Source organism: Chryseobacterium culicis (assembly GCF_900108365.1).
In the GTDB taxonomy this organism is placed as follows: Bacteria; Bacteroidota; Bacteroidia; order Flavobacteriales; family Weeksellaceae; genus Chryseobacterium; species Chryseobacterium culicis.
Map to the genome: position 1 here is coordinate 393,258 of NZ_FNWQ01000002.1, position 21,031 is coordinate 414,288.

18 protein-coding genes are annotated in these 21,031 nt (G+C 38.6%); 11 read left to right on the top strand and 7 right to left on the bottom strand.

The window, feature by feature from the left end:
• From BLW74_RS08095 to BLW74_RS08115, 5 genes are all read left to right on the top strand, one after another.
• Positions 1 to 1,188 (top strand): efflux RND transporter periplasmic adaptor subunit, encoded by a 1,188-nt coding sequence (locus BLW74_RS08095; RefSeq protein ID WP_089691447.1) that lies wholly within the window; start codon positions 1 to 3, stop codon positions 1,186 to 1,188.
• A complete protein-coding gene (locus tag BLW74_RS08100; protein ID WP_089691450.1) occupies positions 1,188 to 4,334 on the top strand; it encodes an efflux RND transporter permease subunit in 3,147 nt (1,048 codons plus the stop codon). The genes BLW74_RS08095 and BLW74_RS08100 overlap by 1 nt, the downstream gene beginning before the upstream one ends.
• 91 nt (positions 4,335 to 4,425) lie before the next feature.
• Positions 4,426 to 5,841, top strand: a complete 1,416-nt coding sequence (locus BLW74_RS08105) for an efflux transporter outer membrane subunit (RefSeq protein WP_089691453.1) — start codon at positions 4,426 to 4,428, stop codon at positions 5,839 to 5,841.
• Between the two features lie 146 nt (positions 5,842 to 5,987).
• Positions 5,988 to 6,476: a GNAT family N-acetyltransferase gene (locus BLW74_RS08110; protein WP_089691456.1), complete on the top strand. Its 489-nt coding sequence runs from the start codon at positions 5,988 to 5,990 to the stop codon at positions 6,474 to 6,476.
• A 2-nt stretch (positions 6,477 to 6,478) separates the two neighbouring features.
• Complete coding sequence (locus BLW74_RS08115; protein WP_089691457.1) at positions 6,479 to 6,961, top strand: MarR family winged helix-turn-helix transcriptional regulator; 483 nt, start codon at positions 6,479 to 6,481, stop codon at positions 6,959 to 6,961.
• Between the two features lie 242 nt (positions 6,962 to 7,203).
• Here BLW74_RS08115 and BLW74_RS08120 read toward each other — a convergent pair whose 3' ends face one another.
• The gene (locus BLW74_RS08120; protein ID WP_089691460.1) at positions 7,204 to 9,813 is read right to left on the bottom strand and encodes a TonB-dependent receptor; all 2,610 of its coding nucleotides are present in this window, start codon (positions 9,811 to 9,813) and stop codon (positions 7,204 to 7,206) included.
• 418 nt (positions 9,814 to 10,231) lie between these two features.
• Here BLW74_RS08120 and BLW74_RS08125 point away from each other — a divergent pair, with 418 nt between their 5' ends.
• The 3 genes from BLW74_RS08125 to BLW74_RS08135 all read left to right on the top strand — a co-directional run bounded on the left by BLW74_RS08125 (position 10,232) and on the right by BLW74_RS08135 (position 12,385).
• The gene (locus tag BLW74_RS08125) at positions 10,232 to 10,816 is read left to right on the top strand and encodes a YciE/YciF ferroxidase family protein (protein ID WP_089691463.1); all 585 of its coding nucleotides are present in this window, start codon (positions 10,232 to 10,234) and stop codon (positions 10,814 to 10,816) included.
• Positions 10,817 to 11,037: 221 nt separating this feature from the next.
• Positions 11,038 to 11,649: an alpha-ketoglutarate-dependent dioxygenase AlkB family protein gene (locus BLW74_RS08130; RefSeq protein WP_089691465.1), complete on the top strand. Its 612-nt coding sequence runs from the start codon at positions 11,038 to 11,040 to the stop codon at positions 11,647 to 11,649.
• Positions 11,650 to 11,773: 124 nt separating this feature from the next.
• Entirely contained in the window at positions 11,774 to 12,385 is a 612-nt protein-coding gene (locus tag BLW74_RS08135; RefSeq protein ID WP_089691470.1) for a DUF4142 domain-containing protein, read from the top strand.
• Between the two features lie 116 nt (positions 12,386 to 12,501).
• On the opposite strand, the gene BLW74_RS08140 is transcribed toward BLW74_RS08135, so the two are convergent.
• On the bottom strand, positions 12,502 to 12,963 hold the full coding sequence (locus BLW74_RS08140; protein ID WP_089691473.1) for a PA2169 family four-helix-bundle protein: 462 nt from the start codon (positions 12,961 to 12,963) through the stop codon (positions 12,502 to 12,504).
• 270 nt (positions 12,964 to 13,233) lie between these two features.
• On the opposite strand from BLW74_RS08140, the gene pnuC reads away from it, so the two are divergent.
• From pnuC to BLW74_RS08155, 3 genes are all read left to right on the top strand, one after another.
• A complete protein-coding gene (gene pnuC / locus BLW74_RS08145; protein ID WP_089691476.1) occupies positions 13,234 to 13,830 on the top strand; it encodes a nicotinamide riboside transporter PnuC in 597 nt (198 codons plus the stop codon).
• Positions 13,817 to 14,848 (top strand): acyl-CoA dehydrogenase family protein, encoded by a 1,032-nt coding sequence (locus BLW74_RS08150; RefSeq protein ID WP_089691479.1) that lies wholly within the window; start codon positions 13,817 to 13,819, stop codon positions 14,846 to 14,848. Before pnuC ends, BLW74_RS08150 begins: the two co-directional genes overlap by 14 nt.
• 303 nt (positions 14,849 to 15,151) lie before the next feature.
• Entirely contained in the window at positions 15,152 to 16,930 is a 1,779-nt protein-coding gene (locus BLW74_RS08155) for a tetratricopeptide repeat protein (protein ID WP_089691482.1), read from the top strand.
• 124 nt (positions 16,931 to 17,054) lie between these two features.
• On the opposite strand, the gene BLW74_RS08160 is transcribed toward BLW74_RS08155, so the two are convergent.
• From BLW74_RS08160 to BLW74_RS08175, 5 genes are all read right to left on the bottom strand, one after another.
• Complete coding sequence (locus BLW74_RS08160; RefSeq protein WP_089691485.1) at positions 17,055 to 17,729, bottom strand: hypothetical protein; 675 nt, start codon at positions 17,727 to 17,729, stop codon at positions 17,055 to 17,057.
• A 90-nt stretch (positions 17,730 to 17,819) separates the two neighbouring features.
• Positions 17,820 to 18,101 carry a hypothetical protein gene (locus BLW74_RS08165; protein WP_089691488.1) on the bottom strand — a complete coding sequence of 94 codons (282 nt, stop codon included), beginning with the start codon at positions 18,099 to 18,101 and terminating at the stop codon, positions 17,820 to 17,822.
• 263 nt (positions 18,102 to 18,364) lie between these two features.
• Entirely contained in the window at positions 18,365 to 18,535 is a 171-nt protein-coding gene (locus BLW74_RS22395) for a hypothetical protein (RefSeq protein WP_167358398.1), read from the bottom strand.
• Positions 18,536 to 18,758: 223 nt separating this feature from the next.
• Complete coding sequence (locus BLW74_RS08170; protein ID WP_089691492.1) at positions 18,759 to 19,577, bottom strand: T9SS-dependent choice-of-anchor J family protein; 819 nt, start codon at positions 19,575 to 19,577, stop codon at positions 18,759 to 18,761.
• Positions 19,578 to 19,783: 206 nt separating this feature from the next.
• The gene (locus tag BLW74_RS08175) at positions 19,784 to 20,947 is read right to left on the bottom strand and encodes a hypothetical protein (protein ID WP_089691495.1); all 1,164 of its coding nucleotides are present in this window, start codon (positions 20,945 to 20,947) and stop codon (positions 19,784 to 19,786) included.
• Positions 20,948 to 21,031 lie beyond the last annotated feature (84 nt).

The following is a 21,031-nucleotide window of genomic DNA, read 5'->3' on the forward strand; positions in this document are numbered from 1 at the left end:
ATGAATAATAAGCTAGTTATACTTTCCATTGCAGCGTTTTCACTGACGGCCTGCAAAAAAGAAGCCCCGAAACAGGATGGTGCCAAGCCATATCCGGTTGTTTCTGTGGAGTCAAAAAATATAGTGGGTTATCAGACGTTTCCGGCTACCATTCAAGGTAGAGTAAACAATGATGTACGTGCAAAAATACAGGGATATATTACCCAGGTACTGGTAGATGAAGGACAATACGTTACCAAAGGACAGCCTTTGTTCCGTCTGGAAACCAATATCCTGAACGAAAATGCAGCTGCTTCCAAAGCAGGAATCGGGGCTGCCGCATCCAGTGTTGCCGCTGCGCAGGCTTCTGTAAATGCTGCACAGGTGGAAGTAAACAAACTAAAGCCGCTGGTTCAGAAAAATATCATCAGCAACGTACAATTGCAGACTGCTCAGGCGCAGCTGGCTCAGGCTCAGGCTCAGTTACAGCAGGCCAATGCAGCCAAAAGACAGGCAGAAGCCAATTATAAAGGAGTAGAAGCCAATATTGAATACTCTATCATTCGTGCCCCTATTTCAGGGGTAATCGGGAGGCTTCCGTTAAAAGTGGGAAGCCTGGTAGGACCGTCTGATCAGACACCTCTTACTACAATTTCTGACACTTCTGAGATCTATGCTTACTTCGCCATGAATGAAAAGGAGTATTTCAATTTCCTTGAAAAAGCTCCGGGTGCTTCCATGCCCGAAAAAATCAAAAACTTACCCATGGTAGAGCTTCAGTTAGCCAACGGAAGTCTTTATCCTGAAAAAGGAAAAATTGAAGCCATTACCGGGCAGATTGATCCCACAACAGGAACCATTCAGTTCAGGGTGGCATTCTCCAATGCTCAGAAGTTATTGAGCAACGGTAACAGCGGAACCATCAGATTCCCTCAGAATTATGACAATGTATTGGTTGTTCCTGAAAGTGCTACTTACGAGCAGCAGGGTATTGTTTACGTTTACAAAGTAGAAAAAGGAGATACTGCCAGAAATGTTGTTGTAAATGTCATTGACAGAATTGACAATTTAGCTCTTATCAAATCAGGAGTTAATAAAGGGGAAAAGGTTATTGCAGCCGGCATCGGAGGTCTGAAGCCGGGAACAGCAGTGAAGCCGAAACCAATTAAAATGGATAGTCTTGTTCAATCAATAAAACCGAAATTCTAATGATAAAAAACTTTATTAACAGACCGGTTTTATCTACCGTAATCTCAATTTTGATTGTGATTCTCGGTGTGCTGGGACTGATCTCGTTACCGGTTACCCAGTATCCGGATATTGCACCGCCTACGGTGAGTGTTTCCGCAAACTATACGGGAGCCAATGCCGAGACGGTAATGAAAAGTGTAGTAGTACCTTTGGAAGAACAGATTAACGGGGTGGAAGGTATGGATTATATCACTTCCAGTGCCGGAAACGACGGTTCTGCCCAGATCCAGGTTTTCTTTAAACAGGGTATAGATCCGGATATTGCTGCGGTAAACGTACAGAACCGTGTGGCCAGAGCAACACCTCTGCTGCCATCAGAAGTAACACGTTCCGGGGTTGTAACCCAGAAGCAGCAGACCAGTGCCCTGATGTATATGTCTTTCTATTCTGAAAATAAGGATCTGGATGATGTATATCTTCAGAACTTTCTGAACATCAACATTATTCCCAACCTTAAAAGGGTAAATGGTGTAGGGGATGCCAACGTGTTCGGGGGTAAAAATTACTCCATGAGAATCTGGCTGGATCCTGCAAAAATGGCTGCCTACAGTGTAACGCCTACAGATGTTACCAATGCGATTAATGAGCAAAGTAGGGAAGCAGCAGCGGGTTCTATCGGACAAAACAGCGGAAGTTCTTTTGAATATATCATCAAATACGTAGGTAAATTCAATGATAAGGAACAGTACGATAATATCATCATCAAATCTCTTGCAAACGGACAAAACCTGATGCTGAAAGACGTTGCCAAAGTAGAACTGGCAGGCCAGTCTTACACAGGTATCGGGGAAAACGGAAACAACCCTTCCATCAGTATGGGGATCTTCCAGACGCCGGGGTCTAATGCACAGGAGATTATTAAAAATATTAAAACTTATCTGAAATCAGCAGAGAGTACTTTTCCAAAAGGAATCAAATATACTTTTAACTTTGATACCAATGAATTCCTTGAAGCTTCTATTGAAAAGGTAGTACATACCCTTATCGAAGCCTTTATCCTGGTATTTATTGTGGTATATATCTTCCTTCAGGACTTCAGATCTACCCTGATTCCGGCTATTGCGGTTCCGGTCTCTATTGTGGGAGCGTTCTTCTTCCTGAATCTCTTCGGATATTCACTGAACCTCTTAACATTATTTGCATTGGTACTCGCGATCGGTATTGTGGTGGATGACGCCATTGTGGTCGTGGAAGCCGTCCATGCCAAGATGGAGCACGGAATCTCTGATGCTAAAAAAGCTACAGTAGAAGCGATGGATGAGATTACAGGAGCTATTATCTCTATTACATTGGTAATGGCAGCCGTATTTATTCCTGTAACGTTTATTACAGGTCCTACGGGAGTATTCTATCAGCAGTTTGGTATTACACTGATCATTGCCATCATCATTTCTGCCATTAATGCATTAACGTTGAGCCCTGTTTTATGCTCATTATTCTTAAAACCTCACGCAGAGCATCATGCGGAGTACAAGAATCTGAATATTCTGCAGAAATTCTTCTATAAGTTCAATATTGCTTTTAAAACCACTACAGAACGTTACGGAAGAGGTTTTGTATTCCTTTTAAGACATAAATGGGTAACCCTGATTATTTTCGCGGTAACCGGAGTGATCTTATTTTGGGCGAGCAGCAGTATGAAGAAAGGATTTGTGCCTACAGAAGACAGAGGAATTATCTTTACCGATGTTCAGCTTCCTCCGGGAGCCTCTATGGAAAGAACTTACAATGCTTTGAAAACGCTTCAGGCTAAAGCATTAAAAGTTCCGGGAGTACAGAACGTGACGATCTCTACGGGTAGAGGATTCTTATCAGGAAACGGAAGTAACAACGGTCTTGCCTTTGTGAAGCTAAAACCTTTTGAAGAAAGAAAAAAAGACGGTCAGACCTCTGAAGATATTACCAAACAACTGTTTGGAATTGTAGGAGCCGTTCCTGATGCTAAAGTAGTGTTCTTTCAGCCGCCAAGTGTACCGGGATTTGGTAACAGTGCCGGTTTTGAAATGGTATTACTTGATAAGTCCGGAGGCGAATATGCCGATCTGGATGCTAAAACCAATGAATTCATCGGCAAGCTTATGCAGAGACCGGAAATTCAATTTGCGCAAACATCATTCAATACCAAATATCCTCAATATCAGATGGAAATTAATGTTCCGCTGAGCAAGCAGCTCGGGGTTTCTGTAAATGACATTCTGGCAACCATGCAGGGATACATCGGAGGTATTTATACTGCCGACTTTACCAAGTACGGAAAGCAGTTCAGAGTTATGGTTCAGGCGCTTCCTGAAAACAGAAAGAATATTGAAAATCTGAATGAACTTTATATAAGAACCGGTTCAGGTATCATGTCTCCGATTTCACAGTTTGTAACATTGAAAAAAGCATACGGACCACAATCTGTAAGCCGTTATAACCTCTTTACCTCGGTGAAGGTAACGGGAGCAAACTCTGAAGGATACAGTTCCGGGGATGCCATTACTGCTGTACAGCAGGTAGCTGATGAAACCCTGAACCAAAACTATGCAGTAGAGTTTACCGGGTTAACAAGAGAAGAATTAAATTCAGGATCTCAGACACTGCTGATCTTTGCACTAAGTTTAATTTTTGTGTACTTTATTCTTTCTGCACAATACGAAAGTTATATACTTCCGTTGGTAGTGGTAATCTCTCTTCCTTTGGGGGTAATGGGGGCTTACTTCGGACAGAAAATAATGGGCTTGGAAAACAATATTTATTTCCAGATTGCTTTGATTATGTTGGTGGGACTATTGGCGAAAAATGCGATCCTTATCGTGGAATTTGCCGTGCAGAGAAGACATCACGGCGAAACCATTGTAATGTCTGCCATCAATGCTGCTAAGGCCAGAGTAAGACCTATTCTAATGACATCATTTGCTTTTATCTTCGGTTTATTACCATTGGTACTGGCAAGTGGAATTGGTGCAGTAGGTAACAGATCTATTGCTACGGGGGCGGCCATCGGATTATTGATCGGAACTATTTTAGGATTATTTGTAATTCCTGTACTGTATGTGATCTTTGAAACACTGCAGGAAAAAATTAAACCTATCAAAAAAGAAGAAATCAATTTAGCAGAATAAAATTAAGATTTAAGAAAGTAGAAGTCAGCAGTTAGAGATCATTCTAAAAACTAACTTCTACCTTCTCAACTCTAACTTCTAATTAAAAATAATGAAGAGTTTATTAAACATCATAAAAGGAATCACTTTTTCAGTTTTCATACTCGGAGCCATTTCATCCTGTATGGCAAGAAAAGAGTACGAAAGACCGAAAAACGTTGTAGACGAAAAGCTGTTCCGTACAGATATGCTTCCATCAGACAGCGCCAGCATCGCCAATATTTCTTGGAAAGAAATATTTACCGATCCGATACTGCAGAAGCATATCTCCAAGGCACTGGAAAATAATCTGGACATCCGAATTGCTCTGGAAAGCATCAATTCAGCGGAAGCTTATCTTAAACAAAGTAAAGCTGCTTACCAGCCGACGCTTTCTATCGGGCCCAACTATACGTTTCAGACGCAGTCTATCAACACTCAGTTTGGGCAGATCATTGGAGAAAGAAGATATGTCAACCAGTTTGACATTACCGCAACAATCGGATGGGAAGCAGATATCTGGGGGAAATTAAGAGCACAGGAAAAAGCACAGCTAGCCACTTATTTAGGAACAGTTGCTGCCCATAAAGCCGTGAAAAGCAGTCTTGTCTCTTCTATTGCTTCAGCATATTATCAGCTGCTGACCTTTGATGCCCAGAAGAGAATTATTTCAGAAACTATTGCGGTAAGGGAGAAAAACTTAGAAGCTACAAAAGCTTTGAAAACTGCCGGAACCGTTACTGAAGTAGCAGTACAGCAGAGTGAAGCTCTTGTTTTCAATGCCAAATCTTTACTGATTGATATGGATACACAGATCCAGCTGCTAGAAAACACCATGAGCCTTCTTATGGGTGAGCCTTCCCATTCTATTGAGAGATCTACACTGGAAGGACAGAATCTTCCGATTGATCTGAAATTAGGATATCCTTCTCAGCTTCTGGCCAACCGTCCGGATGTCATGAGAGCAGAATATAACCTGATGAATGCTTTCGAACTTACCAATTCAGCTAAAGCACAGTTTTATCCTACTTTAAAACTGACAGGAAGTGGTGGACTTCAGTCTGTGGATATCGACCACTTATTCAGTGTAAATTCATTGTTCGCGAATGTAGTGGCAGGACTGGCTCAGCCTATTTTGAACAAAAGACAGATCAAAACCAACTATGATGTAAGTCTTGCGAATCAGGAAACGGCGTATTTAAACTTTAGAAAAACAGTTCTTACTGCCGGTAAGGAGGTTTCGGATGCGATCAGAGTTTTCTCTGTTCAGGATTCATTTATTGAATTAAAGCAAAAAGAACTGGATGCCTATAAAAAATCGGTTGACTACTCCCAGGAATTGGTCAACTATGGTATGGCGAACTACCTTGAAGTATTGAATGCGAGTGTCAATTCACTGAATGCAGAACTTAATATTTCTAATGCGAGATACAGCAAAATGAAAGCAGCCGTAGAGCTTTATCAGGCTTTAGGCGGAGGATGGAAATAGCTGTTCTTCAGATAATCATATAAAACGTATGTCAGCAGTGGCATACGTTTTTTTATGATTGATCATGTCAAAAATATTTGATAGGTAAAATCAATTTGCAATTATGTATTTAACTACGTAGTTTTGTACTTTAAATATAAAACACTATGAAATTGCAGATACAGCCCATAGGAAATTCTTATTCGGAACAGGCTATAGATTTGATTTTAACGATTCAGCAGAAAGAGTTTAATATCCCGATTACGATAGAAGATCAGCCCGATCTTTTGCATATAGAAAGCTTTTACAGAGAAGGTGGTGGAAATTTTTGGGGGGCTTTTGTGGCCGGAGAACTGGTAGGTTCTATTGCTTTGATTAAATTTGACGAAAGGGCAGGAGCCATCAGAAAAATGTTTGTAAAAAAAGAATTCAGAGGAAAGGAATTGAATATTGCACAGAATTTACTGGATATTTTAATTTCTTTTTGTCGGGAAAACGGAATTGATGACCTTTACCTTGGGACGATAACAGTACTGAAAGCAGCACAGCGCTTCTATGAAAGAAACCATTTTGTAAAGGTTGAAAAAGGAAATCTTCCTGTGAAGTTTCCTCTGATGAGCGCAGACGATGTTTTCTATCATTTAAATATTGACTGAATATGAATGTCATTAACGAAGCAGGAATTCTTGCGATATCCACCAGGCTGCACCGCCTCAGTGAACAGCTAAGGAAAGACGGAGCGCTCATCTATAAAGCTTTTGGAATTGATTTCGAGCTGAAATGGTTCCCGGTTATTTTTACCATTTATAAAAAAGAAATAGCCAGTGTAGTAGAAATAGCCAACGAAATAGGGTACACCCATCCCTCCACAATCGCGCTGCTGAAAGAAATTGAAAAGCAGGAACTCATCCGGTGGGAAAAGGATAAACAGGATGAAAGAAAAAGACTCTTTAAGCTGACTTCCCAAGGTAATGAGCTGGTTGATAAAATGAAACCCGTCTGGGAACTGATGTCACAGGTTTTGGGAGAAATTTCTGATAATAAAAACAATCTGCTTGCAGCCATTGATGAAGCGGAAGAAAAAATTGCAAACCAGTCTTTTTATCAGAGAGCACTGCAGGTTAAGAATACAAAAAAATAAACCGGCTGGTATATTAGCCGATTTATTCACACACTTAGATGACTTGGAAAGTAATGAAATTACTGCTGTATCAAAAGTAAATACTTCCTTTGATTACTTAGATCCTTTACAATATTACTATATAATTACTTATTACCATTACGGTTTCCAGTAAGGAAATTTAATAAATTATCTTATAGCATGCTGAAAATCAGAAGCCCCGCCAATTTTGGGCGGGGCTTCTATATGGTTAAAAAGTGATCTTAGAATCTTAAAGTAGCTGCAACAGACCAGGTTCTCCCGAAACCAAGAAACCCTGTATTGCCATCTGCAACACCCTGATAAACTCTACCGGCATCCTGATAGGTTTTTCCTGCATCAGGGCCGTTGGCAATTTTATCACCTGCAAAAATGTTAGAACTTAATTCAGAGATATAATATTTGTTGAACAGATTGTAAACATTCGCTCTCAGTGTTAAAGATTTTTTTGCATCAAGTGTGAATTTATAAGATGCACCTACATCAAATAAATGATAGCTTGGCAATTTCACAATTCCTTTTTCTCTTGCTGCTTCGGTAAGGAAATTGATAGGATTGAATTGTGCATAGAGCTTGTCATAATATTCCCAGTTGGCATCAATGCTGAATGCTTTAGTAATATTATAATCAGCCCCGATGCTTGCTGTGGTTTGAGCAGCATCGCCCACTTTCAGGTCTTTGATATTGATTACTCCGGTAGCTCCTGCAATTTCCTGGTTGTTCTGAACATCCAGAATGTTGAAGTTGGCGTTTCCTTTATATTTCCAGTTACCCAATGATAACATACCTCTAAGTTTAAGGTTGGCGAAAGGTCTTGCCTTTGCTTCCAGCTCGACACCCTGGTGCACCTGGCCTACGTTCAGCGCATTATAGAAATAAGCATTTCCGAGACTTAACTGGGAGAATTTCGCAACATCCGCCGCAGTAGCGTTGAACGTTCTTGAAATAAACCTGTCATCCCACTGCGTTCTGTAAGCGTTGATGTTTACATCCACATAACGGGATTTGAAACCATATCCTAACTCTACAGAGAAAATTCTTTCATTTTTTGCATCGTTATAAATATTCTGGTTGGATGGGAATAAGGCATTGAATAAAGGCTGTCTTGAAATAACCCCTGTATTGAAAAATACATTATGATGATCATCAATATTATAATTGGCACCTCCTTTTACGATATATCCTGTTTTATGATACCATTTGGTTTCCTGGTTTCCCGGAGTATACAGCATATAATCCACTCTCTTATAATACTGCTCAGAAACGGATCCCTGAACGGATGCACTCAGTTTGTCTGAGCTGTATTCAACCATTCCATAGATACCCGCCCATTTTACCAAACCTTCATTATGGATAGACACTTTCTGAGCATCTTTAAGCTTTGTAAGCGGCTCCGGCTTTACGGTCTGGTTAATATAATATCCTTTTGGAGCATTGGCCGTATTGGGTACATATAATGCATCAGATCCCAGCATATCAGTGATGATATCATACAGTGCTCCTTTGTAGGTTTTAAGATCAATCCCTCCGTTAAAGGTCCAGTTATTTTTCTTATAATTAAGGTCAGCAATTACACCATACCAGTCATGAGCATTGATGCTCTGTTTTCTTACGATCCCATTGGTTCCGTTCAGAGTAGCTACATACTGTCCGTTATAGTCGGTGGGAGAGCCCGCAGGAGCAGTGAAGGTTGATTTCTGGAAAGTATTTCCGTTATAATCCGTTACCATGCCGCCTCTGTTATAGCGATAAATCATATCCCAGTTAATAGTACCGTCTCCGCCTGCACCATAATTCATGAAATTCATGGTTTGTCCGGCTGCATTTTTGATCGAACCGTTAAGCCCGGTACCTCCGCCGCCACGTCCCCATGAACCATAAAGAACTGTAGATAATTTCAGATTATCGTTCATATTCCAGTCCCAGTTTAATGATGCGATCGGCTTGTGGTAGAAGTTAGGCGCTAAATTGAACTGAGAACCATTCAGCATACCTGTTTGTGGGTTGTACCTTCTTCCGTATGTTTCAAACTGCTGCAGGGTTGCTACATTAGCTCCGGTTGCAGAAGACCTCCTTGTGTCGTGTACCTGTGGCGCTCCGGTAGCGATAAAGTTGAATGCATGTTTTTCGTTTGGCTTAAATCCGGTTGAGAAAAACCAGGAATAACCTTCTCCCTGCGTTCCGTTGATGTACCCATCACCCTGCCAGCGGGAAAGCAAAACGGTAGTTCCCCATTTGTTCTTTAACCCTGAAGAATACATAGCAGATATTCTGGAGTAGTTATCATTACCTACTTCGCCCTTGATCATTGCTTTCTGCTCAGAATCGGTAGCTTTGGTGACAATGTTTATTGTTCCCCCTACTGAAGGAACTACAAATTTGGAAGCTCCCAAACCTCTCTGGATCTGGATATTGCTCGCAATATCAGCTAATCCGGTCCAGTTAGACCAGTACACCGTACCTCCCTGCATGTCATTCACAGGCTGTCCGTTGATAATAACGGCAATGTTAGCTCCGTCAAAACCTCTCATGTTGATTCTGCTGTCTCCGAATCCTCCACCTACTTTGGTTACGTAAACGGATGGGGTAGACTTCATAATTTCAGGAAATTCTCTGTTTCCCAATTTCTCCTGAATTTCTGCTGCTTTGATGTTGGAAACCGCAACAGGAGTTTTTCTCTCTTTGGCTGTTTGGGATAGGTTTCTACCTACCAACATAACCTCATCAATAGATTTTGATTTGTCTAAAGAATCCTTCGTACTCTGCCCATAATATATGGCGGCCGTAGGTAATACAAGCGCTATAATAAGTCGCTTTTTAAAAGTAATGCTCATGAAATAAACTAGCGTGTTTGATTTTAAGGCTGCAAAGATGGATAATTATTTTTGAATTAAGTATTAAATCTTCCGGAAGTGAGTTCATAAGGCACATGAATTATGCACGGTTACTGGTTTTTTGATTGTATTAAATCAGTTCATGGCTTTAATTTACAGTTGGTTACAGGTTTTACTCATAATGAAAGTGATTTTTGTTATGAAATTAATTACTGTACCGAATCGGATGTTTTACCTGAAGCAGCAAATGATCTGTATCATCCTGTTGGAAATTAAAAATTATGTCTAGTTTATCAATGTCTTCCTTTGCTGCCTACCTGTTTCCACCTGCAATTTTAGATACCACATCTCATTAGTTAAGGCAAAAATGGTCTTATAGTTGTAGATTCACTACCATCAAACACTAAATTATTATATTATGGAAACTAAGACGGCAACCAAAAAATCACCTGCCAAAAAAACAACAACTGCAAAAACTTCCGCGAAAGCATCTGCCAAAACTCCGGCCAAAAAAAATGCAGCGAAACAATTGGAAGATCTTTTTGAAGATTCATTAAAGGATATCTATTGGGCTGAAAAAGCATTGCTGAAAGCATTGCCCACAATGATGAAAAATGCCACCAGTGAAAAGCTTAAAACAGCAATTGACAAGCACATTACTGAGACGGAAGGTCATGTTGAAAGACTCGAAGAATGTTTTAAAGCATTAGGAAAAAAAGCTCAGGCTAAGAAATGTGATGCTATGCAGGGACTGCTGGATGAAGGGAAAAGTATCATTGAGGAGACAGAACCGGGAGCAGTGAGAGATGCAGGAATTATTGCTGCTGCTCAAAAAGTGGAACACTATGAGATCGCTACCTACGGTACCCTTGCAGCATTCGCAAAAGTGCTGAAAGAGGAAGAATGTCTTAAAAATCTTTTGAGCACATTAGAAGAGGAGAAAAAATGCGATGAACTGCTAACGAAAGTTGCTGATACCAATCTGAACAGCAAAGCAAAGTAATAGTATACAAGCATAATAAAAAGGAGACTGAATTTATTCGGTCTCTTTTTTTGCTGTTGAGCGTTGAAGTAGATAAAAAAAATTGTTTTTAATACAACCAAAAAAAGTGGTATTATAATTTTGATTGTTTTTGTATCATTTTTAATATTTTTGCAGATATTATTTGTATCAATTTATTTTCTCAGATACCGTAACGTTTTCTATCATTAAGAATAAAAAATATGACCCAGCTAAGTTTATTCGACTCAGAAGATTTATATGAATTTCCAAAAGACCTGCTGGAATACAGAGCGCATTTCCTGAGCCGGGATGAAGCTGACCACCTTAAGAACCATTTGCTTCAAACAGCTCCCTGGAAGCAGCGTACCCAGAAAATGTATGATAAAACGGTTCTGACGCCACGCTTAACAGCCTGGTATGGTGATCATAAAACGGCTTACCCATTGGGAGATGGTGAAGTAGATCGTAATTTATGGACTCCCGAACTGTTTTCTTTAAAGCAAAGAATAGAGGAACTATTTGGATATCAGTTCAATTCTGTACTGCTAAATCTCTATAGAGATCATAATGATTCTGTTGCCTGGCATCGGGATAAGGAAAGCAGGTACGGAAACCGTCCGGTAATTGCCTCCATAAGTTTAGGACAGACCAGAAACTTTGATTTCCGCAAGAAAGATCATCATCAGAGTAAATACAGCCTGCCTCTTCCTCATGGCTCATTATTAATCATGAAAGGAGATCTGCAGGAAAACTGGGAACATAGAATCGCTAAGTCGGTAACCTCAATGAAGGAACGTATTAATCTTACATTCCGGTTAGTTCGTGGATTATAAAATGTTTATTCATAATATTTTATGAAAATATTATATGGCGTTAAATCTTTTTTTGGCAGATAAATTGTTGCTGTTATAAAGAAGATCATTGGACTTCACTCATATCACTTAAAAATTTATTATTATGAAAAATCTTGTAGTAACCATTTTTGCAGTAGCTGCATTGACAGCCTGTAAGAAAAATGACCAGACACCGCCTGCCCAATCTGCTGAAAGTACAGCAATGTCTTCTCCCGCTGATTCCGGAATGACGGTAAGTGACTCCAGTAAAGTGTCAGATCCAAAAGACCAGAAAACGGCTTTGAGCGATCAGGACAAAAAATTTGCAGATGCCGCAGCAGTGGGAGGGATGATGGAAGTAATGATGGGAAAACTGGCAGAAACCAATGCTGAAAATGCTGTTGTAAAATCTCTGGGAACAATGATGGTAACAGATCATACCAAAGCAAACGATGAGCTTAAAAGCTGGGCCTCTGCTAACGGTTATACGCTTCCTGCAAGTTTGGATGCTGAAAAGCAGAAGATGTATGATGATCTGAAAGCTAAGAAAGGAAAAGACTTTGACAAAAAATATACAGATCTCATGGTGAGCGATCATAAAGAGGATGTAGAAGCATTTAAAAAAGAAGCTGCAGAAGGATCAGAAGCTTCACTAAAATCTTTTGCCTCTAAAACGCTTCCCACGCTTGAACATCATTTAAAAGAGTCGGAAAAAGCGAAAAACGCTGTTAAATAATGTAAGAGTATATGACCTGCATCATAAGACGAACAAAATAGATTTGATATTTTTGAAAAGATTAAATATTATTTTGTTCTTGATTATTAAGCTCCTCTTTTTTAAGAGGAGTTTTTTTATTCTTTCTTTTTGTATTCTTCAATTTTCTTAAACTTCCGGTAAGAGTCTTTCAGATTGCGAAGCTGCTCAGAAACTGTAGTAACAGCTTTTCCGCTAAGATCACCGCTGTCCAGCGCATTTTGATACGCTTCTATAGCTGCTTTTTCCCCAAAAACAACATTTTCCAAAGTAGATTCTATCAGATTTCCCATGGTGAAAGAATTTTTAATATCAATCCATGTTCTGTGAACAGCTCCTGCCACGGATGTTGAATCTTCCGGAGTTCCCTGTTTTTCTGTGATGAGGTTTATAAGTTCATTCTTCATGATTTTCGATTGTGAGATCATATGATCATATTCATCTTTTACATCAGGATACATTTCCCAAACTTTTCCTTCCACTTTCTCGAAGCCTTCAATTCTGTCATTGGTAATGTGAAGCAAATCATTCAGTACCGATATTTCTTTTTGATGGTCCATACTATAAATTTTTAAAATTAAACATAAATAATACACTAAATTATCGTTTACAGGCCCGGTTTTTTATAATCCTGATCATATACAGTAAAAAATAAAATTCTGATGTATTCCTTTTTCCGGAAAAAAGCTGCACCTTTGCCTCAACAATGGGGTGCTACAGATTACAGTGGCTGAGATGATACCCAGGAATATATTCCACACCTGATCCGGATAATGCCGGTGTAGGGATTGCGTATTAATCATCTCATCATTTGATTTCTAACAATTATTATGATGCAGGACATTTTAAAACAAATTACCTTACCGGAATGGTTCGGAGTCTTATTTTCAGTCATTCAGGTCTTACTGGCCCGTAAAAACAATGTCAACAATTATCTTTTCGGAATTGCAGGTATTCTCCTTACCCTGTATGTAATGCTTACATCAAAGCTGTATGCAGAGTTTACATTAAACCTGTATTATCTGATCATGAGTCTGTATGGATGGATGTACTGGAAATTCGGGAAGCAAAAATCCGAAAGGGAAATTTCTGTTACCACGAGCACTGAAAAATGGATTGCAGGTGGAATTGTTCTGGGGACGTTTATCTTATTCTGGTTCTTCCTTACTCATTATACAGACTCGGATGTGCCGGTCTGGGACTCTCTTGTAAGTGCTTTTGCCTGGGCAGGAATGTGGCTGATGGCGAGACGTAAAATTGAAAACTGGATTATATTGAACATCAGTAACATCATCTCGATCCCGTTGATGATTCATAAGGAATTATATCTCTATGCTGTTTTAACTTCATTCTTGTTTTTAGTGGCCATTTCCGGATATATAGAATGGCAGAAAATTATTAAAGCCAACGCCAATGCTCAGTCTTAAAGACATCAGACAAAAACTTCACGGAGCTTCTGTAATTCCTGATGAGGTATTGCAGCATATTCATGAGGGGAAATTCCTTACAATTTGGGTACCCCAAAAATACGGAGGTCTGGGCTGTCGTTTTGAGGACGGATTGAAAGCATTATTCGGGTGGGCGGCAACCGATGGAAGTTTTGGCTGGATGCTGACACTTTGTGCCGGAGCTAATTATTTTTCCAGAAACCTTACACCTGAAATTGCCCAATCACTGTTCACCCATTCTCAAACCTGTTTCGGAGGAAGCGGAATGATTGGCGGAACAGCAGAACGGCAGAATAATAATGCCTATCTGATTAACGGGTCATGGAATTTCGCAACAGGGGCACCCCATCTGACGCATTTTACCCTGAATGCTGTAATTACAGAGAACGGACAACCTGTAACGGATAAAAACGGCAATGAGATCATTCGCTCATTTGTAATTCCTAAAAAGTATGCTGAAATCATCCCAAACTGGAAATCCATAGGAATGAAAGCCAGCGGAACGTATTCTTTCATTATTAAAAATACTATAGTAAGTGAAGATTTTAGTTTTGTTTACGATACCTTTTTCACAAATGACATTTTGGACAGTATTCCATTTCGGACTTTTGCGGATCTGACACTTTTGGTCAATTATCTCGGAATGGCATCTCATTTTATGGAGGAAGCACAAACTATTCGTCCGGAGATCAGTTTTAAAAGCTTTGATAAATCTTTAGAAAAACATTTAGAAAATGTATTAAGTCTTGCCAGGGAGATCGAAAATATACTTGGTGATCATAAAGAAATTTCAGAAGATAAGCAAAATGAGATTCATAAGTATGGAGTAGAGCTGGTGCAAAAATTGTCCTGCCGGATTCTTACCGTTTACACTCAATTGGGAATACGGGCAACGGATCGTAACTCTGCCATTTATCAGATATTCTGTGATTATTTTACAGCAGCCATGCATTCCAATTTCAGGCCTTCTGCTGATGAGCAGAATTTTTCTTTCTGAGGCAAAGGCGCGGTTCAAATTGTTTATAACAGAATATATTGATCATGCTGAAGGACAACGATAGGTACCTAGTTTATTTTTCCGAATTACATCGGGCTTTATGAGGAATGTTAAATTCTGTACTCATCTATTTCTTAGTCCGGATGTATACAATTTATGTACACTATTTTAATGGGTTGATTGACAGGGATTTTGTAGTGGCTTTTTTGAATGGGATAATTGTTTTTAAAATGATATTTATTCTACTTTTGTATACATAATATTTACAATTTTTGATAAAAAAATAAATAGAAAACTGCGTTTATGAACTATTTTGTGAAATTTTTAATTCTCATTTATGCTGCTCTCGGAATTGGGAATTGTTTTGCCCAGAAAAATAAAGAACAGGAACAAATTTTCAGCTATTTGTATAGTCAGCAGGCTGAAAAAGCTAAAAACCTGATCTATTCAAAATTTTTAAACTCACCTTCTTCTTCAGATCAAGTAATTGGCTACGTCTACCTGGCAGAATATTATTCTTTAATGGATGATGAAAAGAAGAAAAGAGAAGCATTAGAACTTGCAAAAAAAACAGCAAAAGAATCTGGCAAACCGATTGATCTGGCATATGTAGATTTTGGATATTCAAATTATTATTTGAAACTCAATAAAAATGATCTTTTTATAAAGGTTTTTAACAGTAGCGTTAAAAAATTTGAAAAGTCTCCTGAAAATAGTTTTATTCTAGCTCAACTGTACTCTAATATGGCTAAGATTAAGGCTAAAAATATGCTTGAAAAAGATCTGGAAAAAGATCACTTTAAGACCAAACAATATGCTTTACAGTCTGGTAATCAAATATTGATTGCTGCTTCAATGAATAATCTGGGATATTTTTATATCGGAAAATATAATCTTACAGAAAACAGAAAATTCTTAGACTCAGCATATTCTAATTTTAAAAAGTCTTATGACTATGTGTCTCTGATTAAAGATGTGATTTCCAGAAATAAAGCACTTACTATCTATTACATTAATTATGCAAGTATTTTAAGAGAGATGGGCGCTTCCTCCCGACAGAAGGAGCAATTGGAATACAGCCTCAAAGCATTGAATTTAGCTACAAAATACAAAAACTTAAGCAGTTTTGTTCCGGCAATCTATAATACTATCGGTAATATTTATAAGGACAGGCATGATTTACATGCTGCGGAAACCTATTTCATTAAAGCTCATGAATTGGTTAAAAAAGATGATAAGCTATTTGCCGCTGTCCGCATCCAGATCACCAATAATTTATCCGTATTTTATGAAGACAATAAAAACTTTGAAAAAGCGCTGTATTATCAGAAGGAAGCAGCAGACCTGATAAAAAAAGAGGGGCAAAAGCAATTTGACAACAATACAAAATCATTAGAAATATTTTATGATACCGAACAGAAAAACATGCAGATCAAAGAATTGGCAGAGAGAGAAAAATCTTATGCCTGGCAAAGAATCCTTTATGTAGGAATCATTATTCTGAGCTGTTTTCTGATTGTAGTTCTGATTTTTGTATTGAATTACAGACAAAAAATAAATCGTCAAAAAAACAGTTTACTGGAAGCTGAAAAGAAGCAGACAGAGCTTGTGCTACAGATTGAAAAAGAGGAGAAGGCCCATCTTGAAGCTGAACAGGAACTGATGAAACTGAAGCAGGAACAGCTGCAGAAGCAGATGCTGGTAACCTCTATCCAACTGAACCGTAAAAATGATTTTTTAAAAGAGCTCAAAGATAAACTGGGGAATGATCCTGTACACCTGGAAAAAGCTTTAAAAGAAGAGCAGCTTACCGATAGTGAATTTTTGGAAATACAGAACCTGATTATGGAAGTTCATCCTAATTTTTATAACAGAATCAACGAGGTTTCCAAAAGTAAGCTCACCAATCTGGATCTGAAATACGCTACATACATTTATCTGAATCTGGATAATCTGCAGATATCAAATATTTTGAAAGCAGATCCCAATACAGTAAGAATAACAAAGTACAGGCTGAAACAAAAATTGGGATTGAAAAAAGAAGATGATCTGCACCAGTTTATACAGAATTTGACCAAATAGGTATAAAGCCCGGGATATTCCGGGCTTTTATCTCTCTCAACATCATTAAGTATAAAATATACCTGCTCAGTAGATCTGATCAGAATACATGATTGGGCGGTTTTATTTTTATCAAAGGAATCTTCTATAATCCAGATGGAGCAGCTGTGCCCCCTGCATTGCTTCCTCCAAGATCTGCAGTGACATCTGAGAGTGTTTTAACCTGTGAATTATTAATAACAAGACAGTATATAGTCCAGGTACCGTTGTTAGGAGGTGCTCCGCCAAGATAATCTGCTGTGAGCCTCCACGCCCCATCGTTCCCTATAAATGCATTGACATTAAATGGATTGTATGTTCCGGGGGTTGAACTGTAAATGTCATACTCACTGAAACTGCTTCCTACAACTACAACAGTGTAATCGGCTGAAGAGATACTGGTATTAAAGTCGTTAATCCAGTCTTTATTAACATTTCTTATGATGTATTTTACGTAATTCAATGGTTTATTATTGGTCACAGTACCTGCAACCATTACCTCTCCGGTACTGTCATCCCTTACCAATGTAGACACGGAAGAAGATGTTGTTCTGCTGGCTGTTCCAATTCTCACTTTACCGTTTACATCCAGTTTCTGTGTGGGAGCGTTGGTTCCTACACCAATCCTGTCGTTTGTGGCATCAATGCTTACCGTATTATTATCAAAATTAATAGCATCTACACCGGTAGCTGTTATAGCAAGCTTATTTGTAGCTGTAGCTCCCGAAATGGTGGTCATTTCTGTAAGCGTTCCTCCCAGTTTTACGTTATTGCCAAGCATTGTAAGACCGTTACCGGAAGTGTAAACTGGTGCTGTTTTTGAATTAATTATCCGCTGCCAGATATTTCCGTCAAAATAATAATAACCTGCCTATGTAATACCGGAAGTTTTAGCACTCGGAGAAGAGACCGCAGCTGTTGCGTAGATCAAAGTACCTGTCTGGCTTAATCCATACTGGGAATCGGCAGCTTTAATTTGGTCTCCTGTAAGTCGGGGAACAATTACGCCTTCGGGATTGCTGCCATTTGTAGTTTTGGCGGTGATATCCAAAGTTGCCTTCGGACTTATGTTATTAATGCCTACATGTGAAAATACCACGCCTGCTGATAACAGGCCTGAGATCAAAATAATTTTTTCTTTCATCTTTTTCATTATTTAAGTTTTATATTATAGACTTTCTATAATAACTGTATCGTCATTAACAAAAGGTACAGTATAAGCTTTCTTTTAACAATCTTTGTTGGAATTGAGTAATTTCCTGATTCTCCTTTTCTGTATCACTTTTATTTTTCAGGATGAATGATCATGGGGTGGATCTTTGTTGCTCTGCGGGGAATAATTTGTTTGGCAAATGTCGAATTAATTTAGATTTTAGTGCTTAGATCTGCGTAACAATTTGTGTACAATGGTACATTTTATACTGTTTTTTTATGGTAGATATGGCCAATACCTACGGCCGTATATTCGAATAGCTGCTTTGCTGCAAATGAAATGTTTACTTTAAACAGTAAGGTTGGGAAAGGCCCTCTATGGAACATCAGCAGGTCTGAGAATAGCAAAAAGCTTCCCATTAAGGGAAGCTGCATAAAACACACGATGAAAAAAATTGTCCCATTAAGGGATGAGTGCCTGTAATAAGGCTATAAAAAACATAAAAACTATTCATATTTTAAAAGATCTGTAATTCTGATGATCTTATAAATTGTAAAAATCCGGAGCTATCAGAGATAACATAATCTGAGTATGAAAAAAATTAAAACTAATAATACAATTGACGAGCTCACTGCTGCCTCTGTAACTCCGGATGCCTCACTTTTTTATCAGCTTTTTATTATAAATCTTATTATCTGTAACAATACTAACGATGTAGGTTCCGGGCTGTAGATGATCAATAGCAATGCTATCAGAATTACGGGTTATGTTCATTTCTTTTCCCGTCATATCAAACATTTTTACGTGCATAATTTTCGATTTTGACTGTATATTCAAATAATCGAATGCAGGATTCGGATACATCATCACATCTTCACGAGTCATGCTTTCTTCAGAAGTTCCAAGAAGATTTTGTTCAGTGATCTGAACGGTATCTATTAATAACTGCTCCATACCCGTTATTGAGCTAAACTGTCTGAAATAGATTCTAATGCTCTGACCAGCATATCCTGTTATATCTACATTTTTTAATTTTGCTATATCGCCGTTTACTATATCTTCTTCAAGAACGGGAGTTTCATTTCCTGTAAAATTGGAACCTGCCGGAATGATATAGACTGCATAATGTCCTTGTGGTGAAAAAACATTATTGGATGTAAATGTTCCCACTAAAAATTTCAATGCATAAGTGCTGCCGTTCTGTAAACTGATAGCCGGGGAAACCAGAATCTGATCTGATGCTGCGTTCATAACAGACATATTGGCCACCTTTCCGCTAAATCCCATAGCGTTTGTAAATACCGCTAAATCTGTTACATTCCAAGTTGGAAAGGTACCGCTTCTATTGATGTTTTCCCAGTTAAGCGGTATCTGAAACATCGGTGAATTTTCAAATGTTTCTTCAAAAATGGTGGTTTGAGCCATGCCATGATCAGCCAATAGCAAACTGATACCTAAAAGTAATGTTCTTTTCATAATTATGTTTTTATTAATGAAGTATTACCTGGTAAAGATGATTCAATTTACCTTTTGGAGGTTAAAAACACCATTTACAATACATGTACATGGATGTTACTTTTTGTATCATTTTTCTTAGGGTCTGATGATTACCTTAATTTCCGGTAGATAATAAAGTACCGCTTTCCTATTAAGTATTATCAGAATATCATAAAGCAGCCCTATTAGAGGGCCTTTATTTGTTTAATGATGATATAGGCTTTTGAACTATTACAGCTTCCTCCCGGACAATTTGTAGAATTGGCTATAATATTAGCATCCGGAGCTCCCATCATAATAACAGCTTCGTACATTGTTTTATCACTGGTATTGGTTGTGGTCCAGGTATATCTTCTGTTTTCCGGGGCGAAATAATATACATCTGGATCTCCCCAGGATGAGCTGGAACCTGTACTTGGGCTTCCGTTTTGGTAGGCGTCATTATTATTACCATACCAAACTCCGGCAGATGGCAAAGACAAAGCATTTCCTGAACCAACTATCATTCCGGCAGAGTATTCTGTATGGTAGTTGAACATTATTGTGGTTGGGGAATTGTTTGATCGCACTTCAATATCTGCATACCCATAGGCTGTATTTTCCGGTACCCTCACTCTGATAGAAAATTTTCCATCTGGGGTGGTGAGCATCTGATGATAATTATTATAGCCTCCCTGGTTGTTTAGAAGCAGTGGCCCCATAACGGCAACTTCTTTAATCTCCGCAGTGGACTGTCCGCCTACAGTTGCCGTACAGAATTGTGATGAAGGTAAAAACGGAACCATAGTGTTATTAATGCTGATGCTGGTGGTGGTTGGAGAAGAAACAGAAGGTGTTCCTTTTACAGAAAAGACCAGCTCACCATCTCCATATTCGAGCTTATCGCTCTTTAATTGAAAAGTTAGGCCATTAATGGTTACAGGGTTTCCCGACTGATATTTTCCACCATTTCCGCCATTATAAGGTATTTTTAAATAGCCATCATAATAGATGCCATTAGCATATGTGCTGGGAGATAATACTGCCGAAGCGCAGTTCAGAGACATAAAGGCAGGTGAAACTGCTGTAGAATTATCCACATTTCTCCATTCCGTACCATTCCAGAAATAATAACCTGTGGGTAATGTACTTCCGTTGTTATAAATAAGCAGTCCAGTGGCATTATTTGCACTGCCAATTTTCATTGTAATGCTGGTAAGATTTATTCTCGGAGCAAGAAATCCCTTATTGGTAGAATATACATCCAAGATAGAAGAAGGGTCTAGACTTGTTGTATTGATGCCGACCTGGCTATTCAGTTTAACACTGAGAAAAACAAGCGCGATAAATAATTTAATTTTTTTAATCATAATGGTTTTTTAATGTGTTGATAGGTTAGGATAGCTGAAATGTGATCTTTTCTGATTTCCTATTCTGTACATAGGTGATCATGT

Coding starts and splice junctions, on each gene's coding strand:
- BLW74_RS22395 (WP_167358398.1), bottom strand. CDS start 18,535: ATGCAGCTTCCCTTAATGGGAAGCTTTTTGCTATTCTCAGACCTGCTG.
- BLW74_RS08095 (WP_089691447.1), top strand. CDS start 1: ATGAATAATAAGCTAGTTATACTTTCCATTGCAGCGTTTTCACTGACG.
- BLW74_RS08125 (WP_089691463.1), top strand. CDS start 10,232: ATGGAAACTAAGACGGCAACCAAAAAATCACCTGCCAAAAAAACAACA.
- BLW74_RS08140 (WP_089691473.1), bottom strand. CDS start 12,963: ATGGACCATCAAAAAGAAATATCGGTACTGAATGATTTGCTTCACATT.
- BLW74_RS08105 (WP_089691453.1), top strand. CDS start 4,426: ATGAAGAGTTTATTAAACATCATAAAAGGAATCACTTTTTCAGTTTTC.
- BLW74_RS08130 (WP_089691465.1), top strand. CDS start 11,038: ATGACCCAGCTAAGTTTATTCGACTCAGAAGATTTATATGAATTTCCA.
- BLW74_RS08135 (WP_089691470.1), top strand. CDS start 11,774: ATGAAAAATCTTGTAGTAACCATTTTTGCAGTAGCTGCATTGACAGCC.
- BLW74_RS08115 (WP_089691457.1), top strand. CDS start 6,479: ATGAATGTCATTAACGAAGCAGGAATTCTTGCGATATCCACCAGGCTG.
- BLW74_RS08175 (WP_089691495.1), bottom strand. CDS start 20,947: ATGATTAAAAAAATTAAATTATTTATCGCGCTTGTTTTTCTCAGTGTT.
- BLW74_RS08155 (WP_089691482.1), top strand. CDS start 15,152: ATGAACTATTTTGTGAAATTTTTAATTCTCATTTATGCTGCTCTCGGA.
- BLW74_RS08160 (WP_089691485.1), bottom strand. CDS start 17,729: ATGCTTGGCAATAACGTAAAACTGGGAGGAACGCTTACAGAAATGACC.
- BLW74_RS08165 (WP_089691488.1), bottom strand. CDS start 18,101: ATGAAAAAGATGAAAGAAAAAATTATTTTGATCTCAGGCCTGTTATCA.
- BLW74_RS08150 (WP_089691479.1), top strand. CDS start 13,817: ATGCTCAGTCTTAAAGACATCAGACAAAAACTTCACGGAGCTTCTGTA.
- BLW74_RS08110 (WP_089691456.1), top strand. CDS start 5,988: ATGAAATTGCAGATACAGCCCATAGGAAATTCTTATTCGGAACAGGCT.
- BLW74_RS08100 (WP_089691450.1), top strand. CDS start 1,188: ATGATAAAAAACTTTATTAACAGACCGGTTTTATCTACCGTAATCTCA.
- BLW74_RS08120 (WP_089691460.1), bottom strand. CDS start 9,813: ATGAGCATTACTTTTAAAAAGCGACTTATTATAGCGCTTGTATTACCT.
- BLW74_RS08170 (WP_089691492.1), bottom strand. CDS start 19,577: ATGAAAAGAACATTACTTTTAGGTATCAGTTTGCTATTGGCTGATCAT.
- pnuC (WP_089691476.1), top strand. CDS start 13,234: ATGATGCAGGACATTTTAAAACAAATTACCTTACCGGAATGGTTCGGA.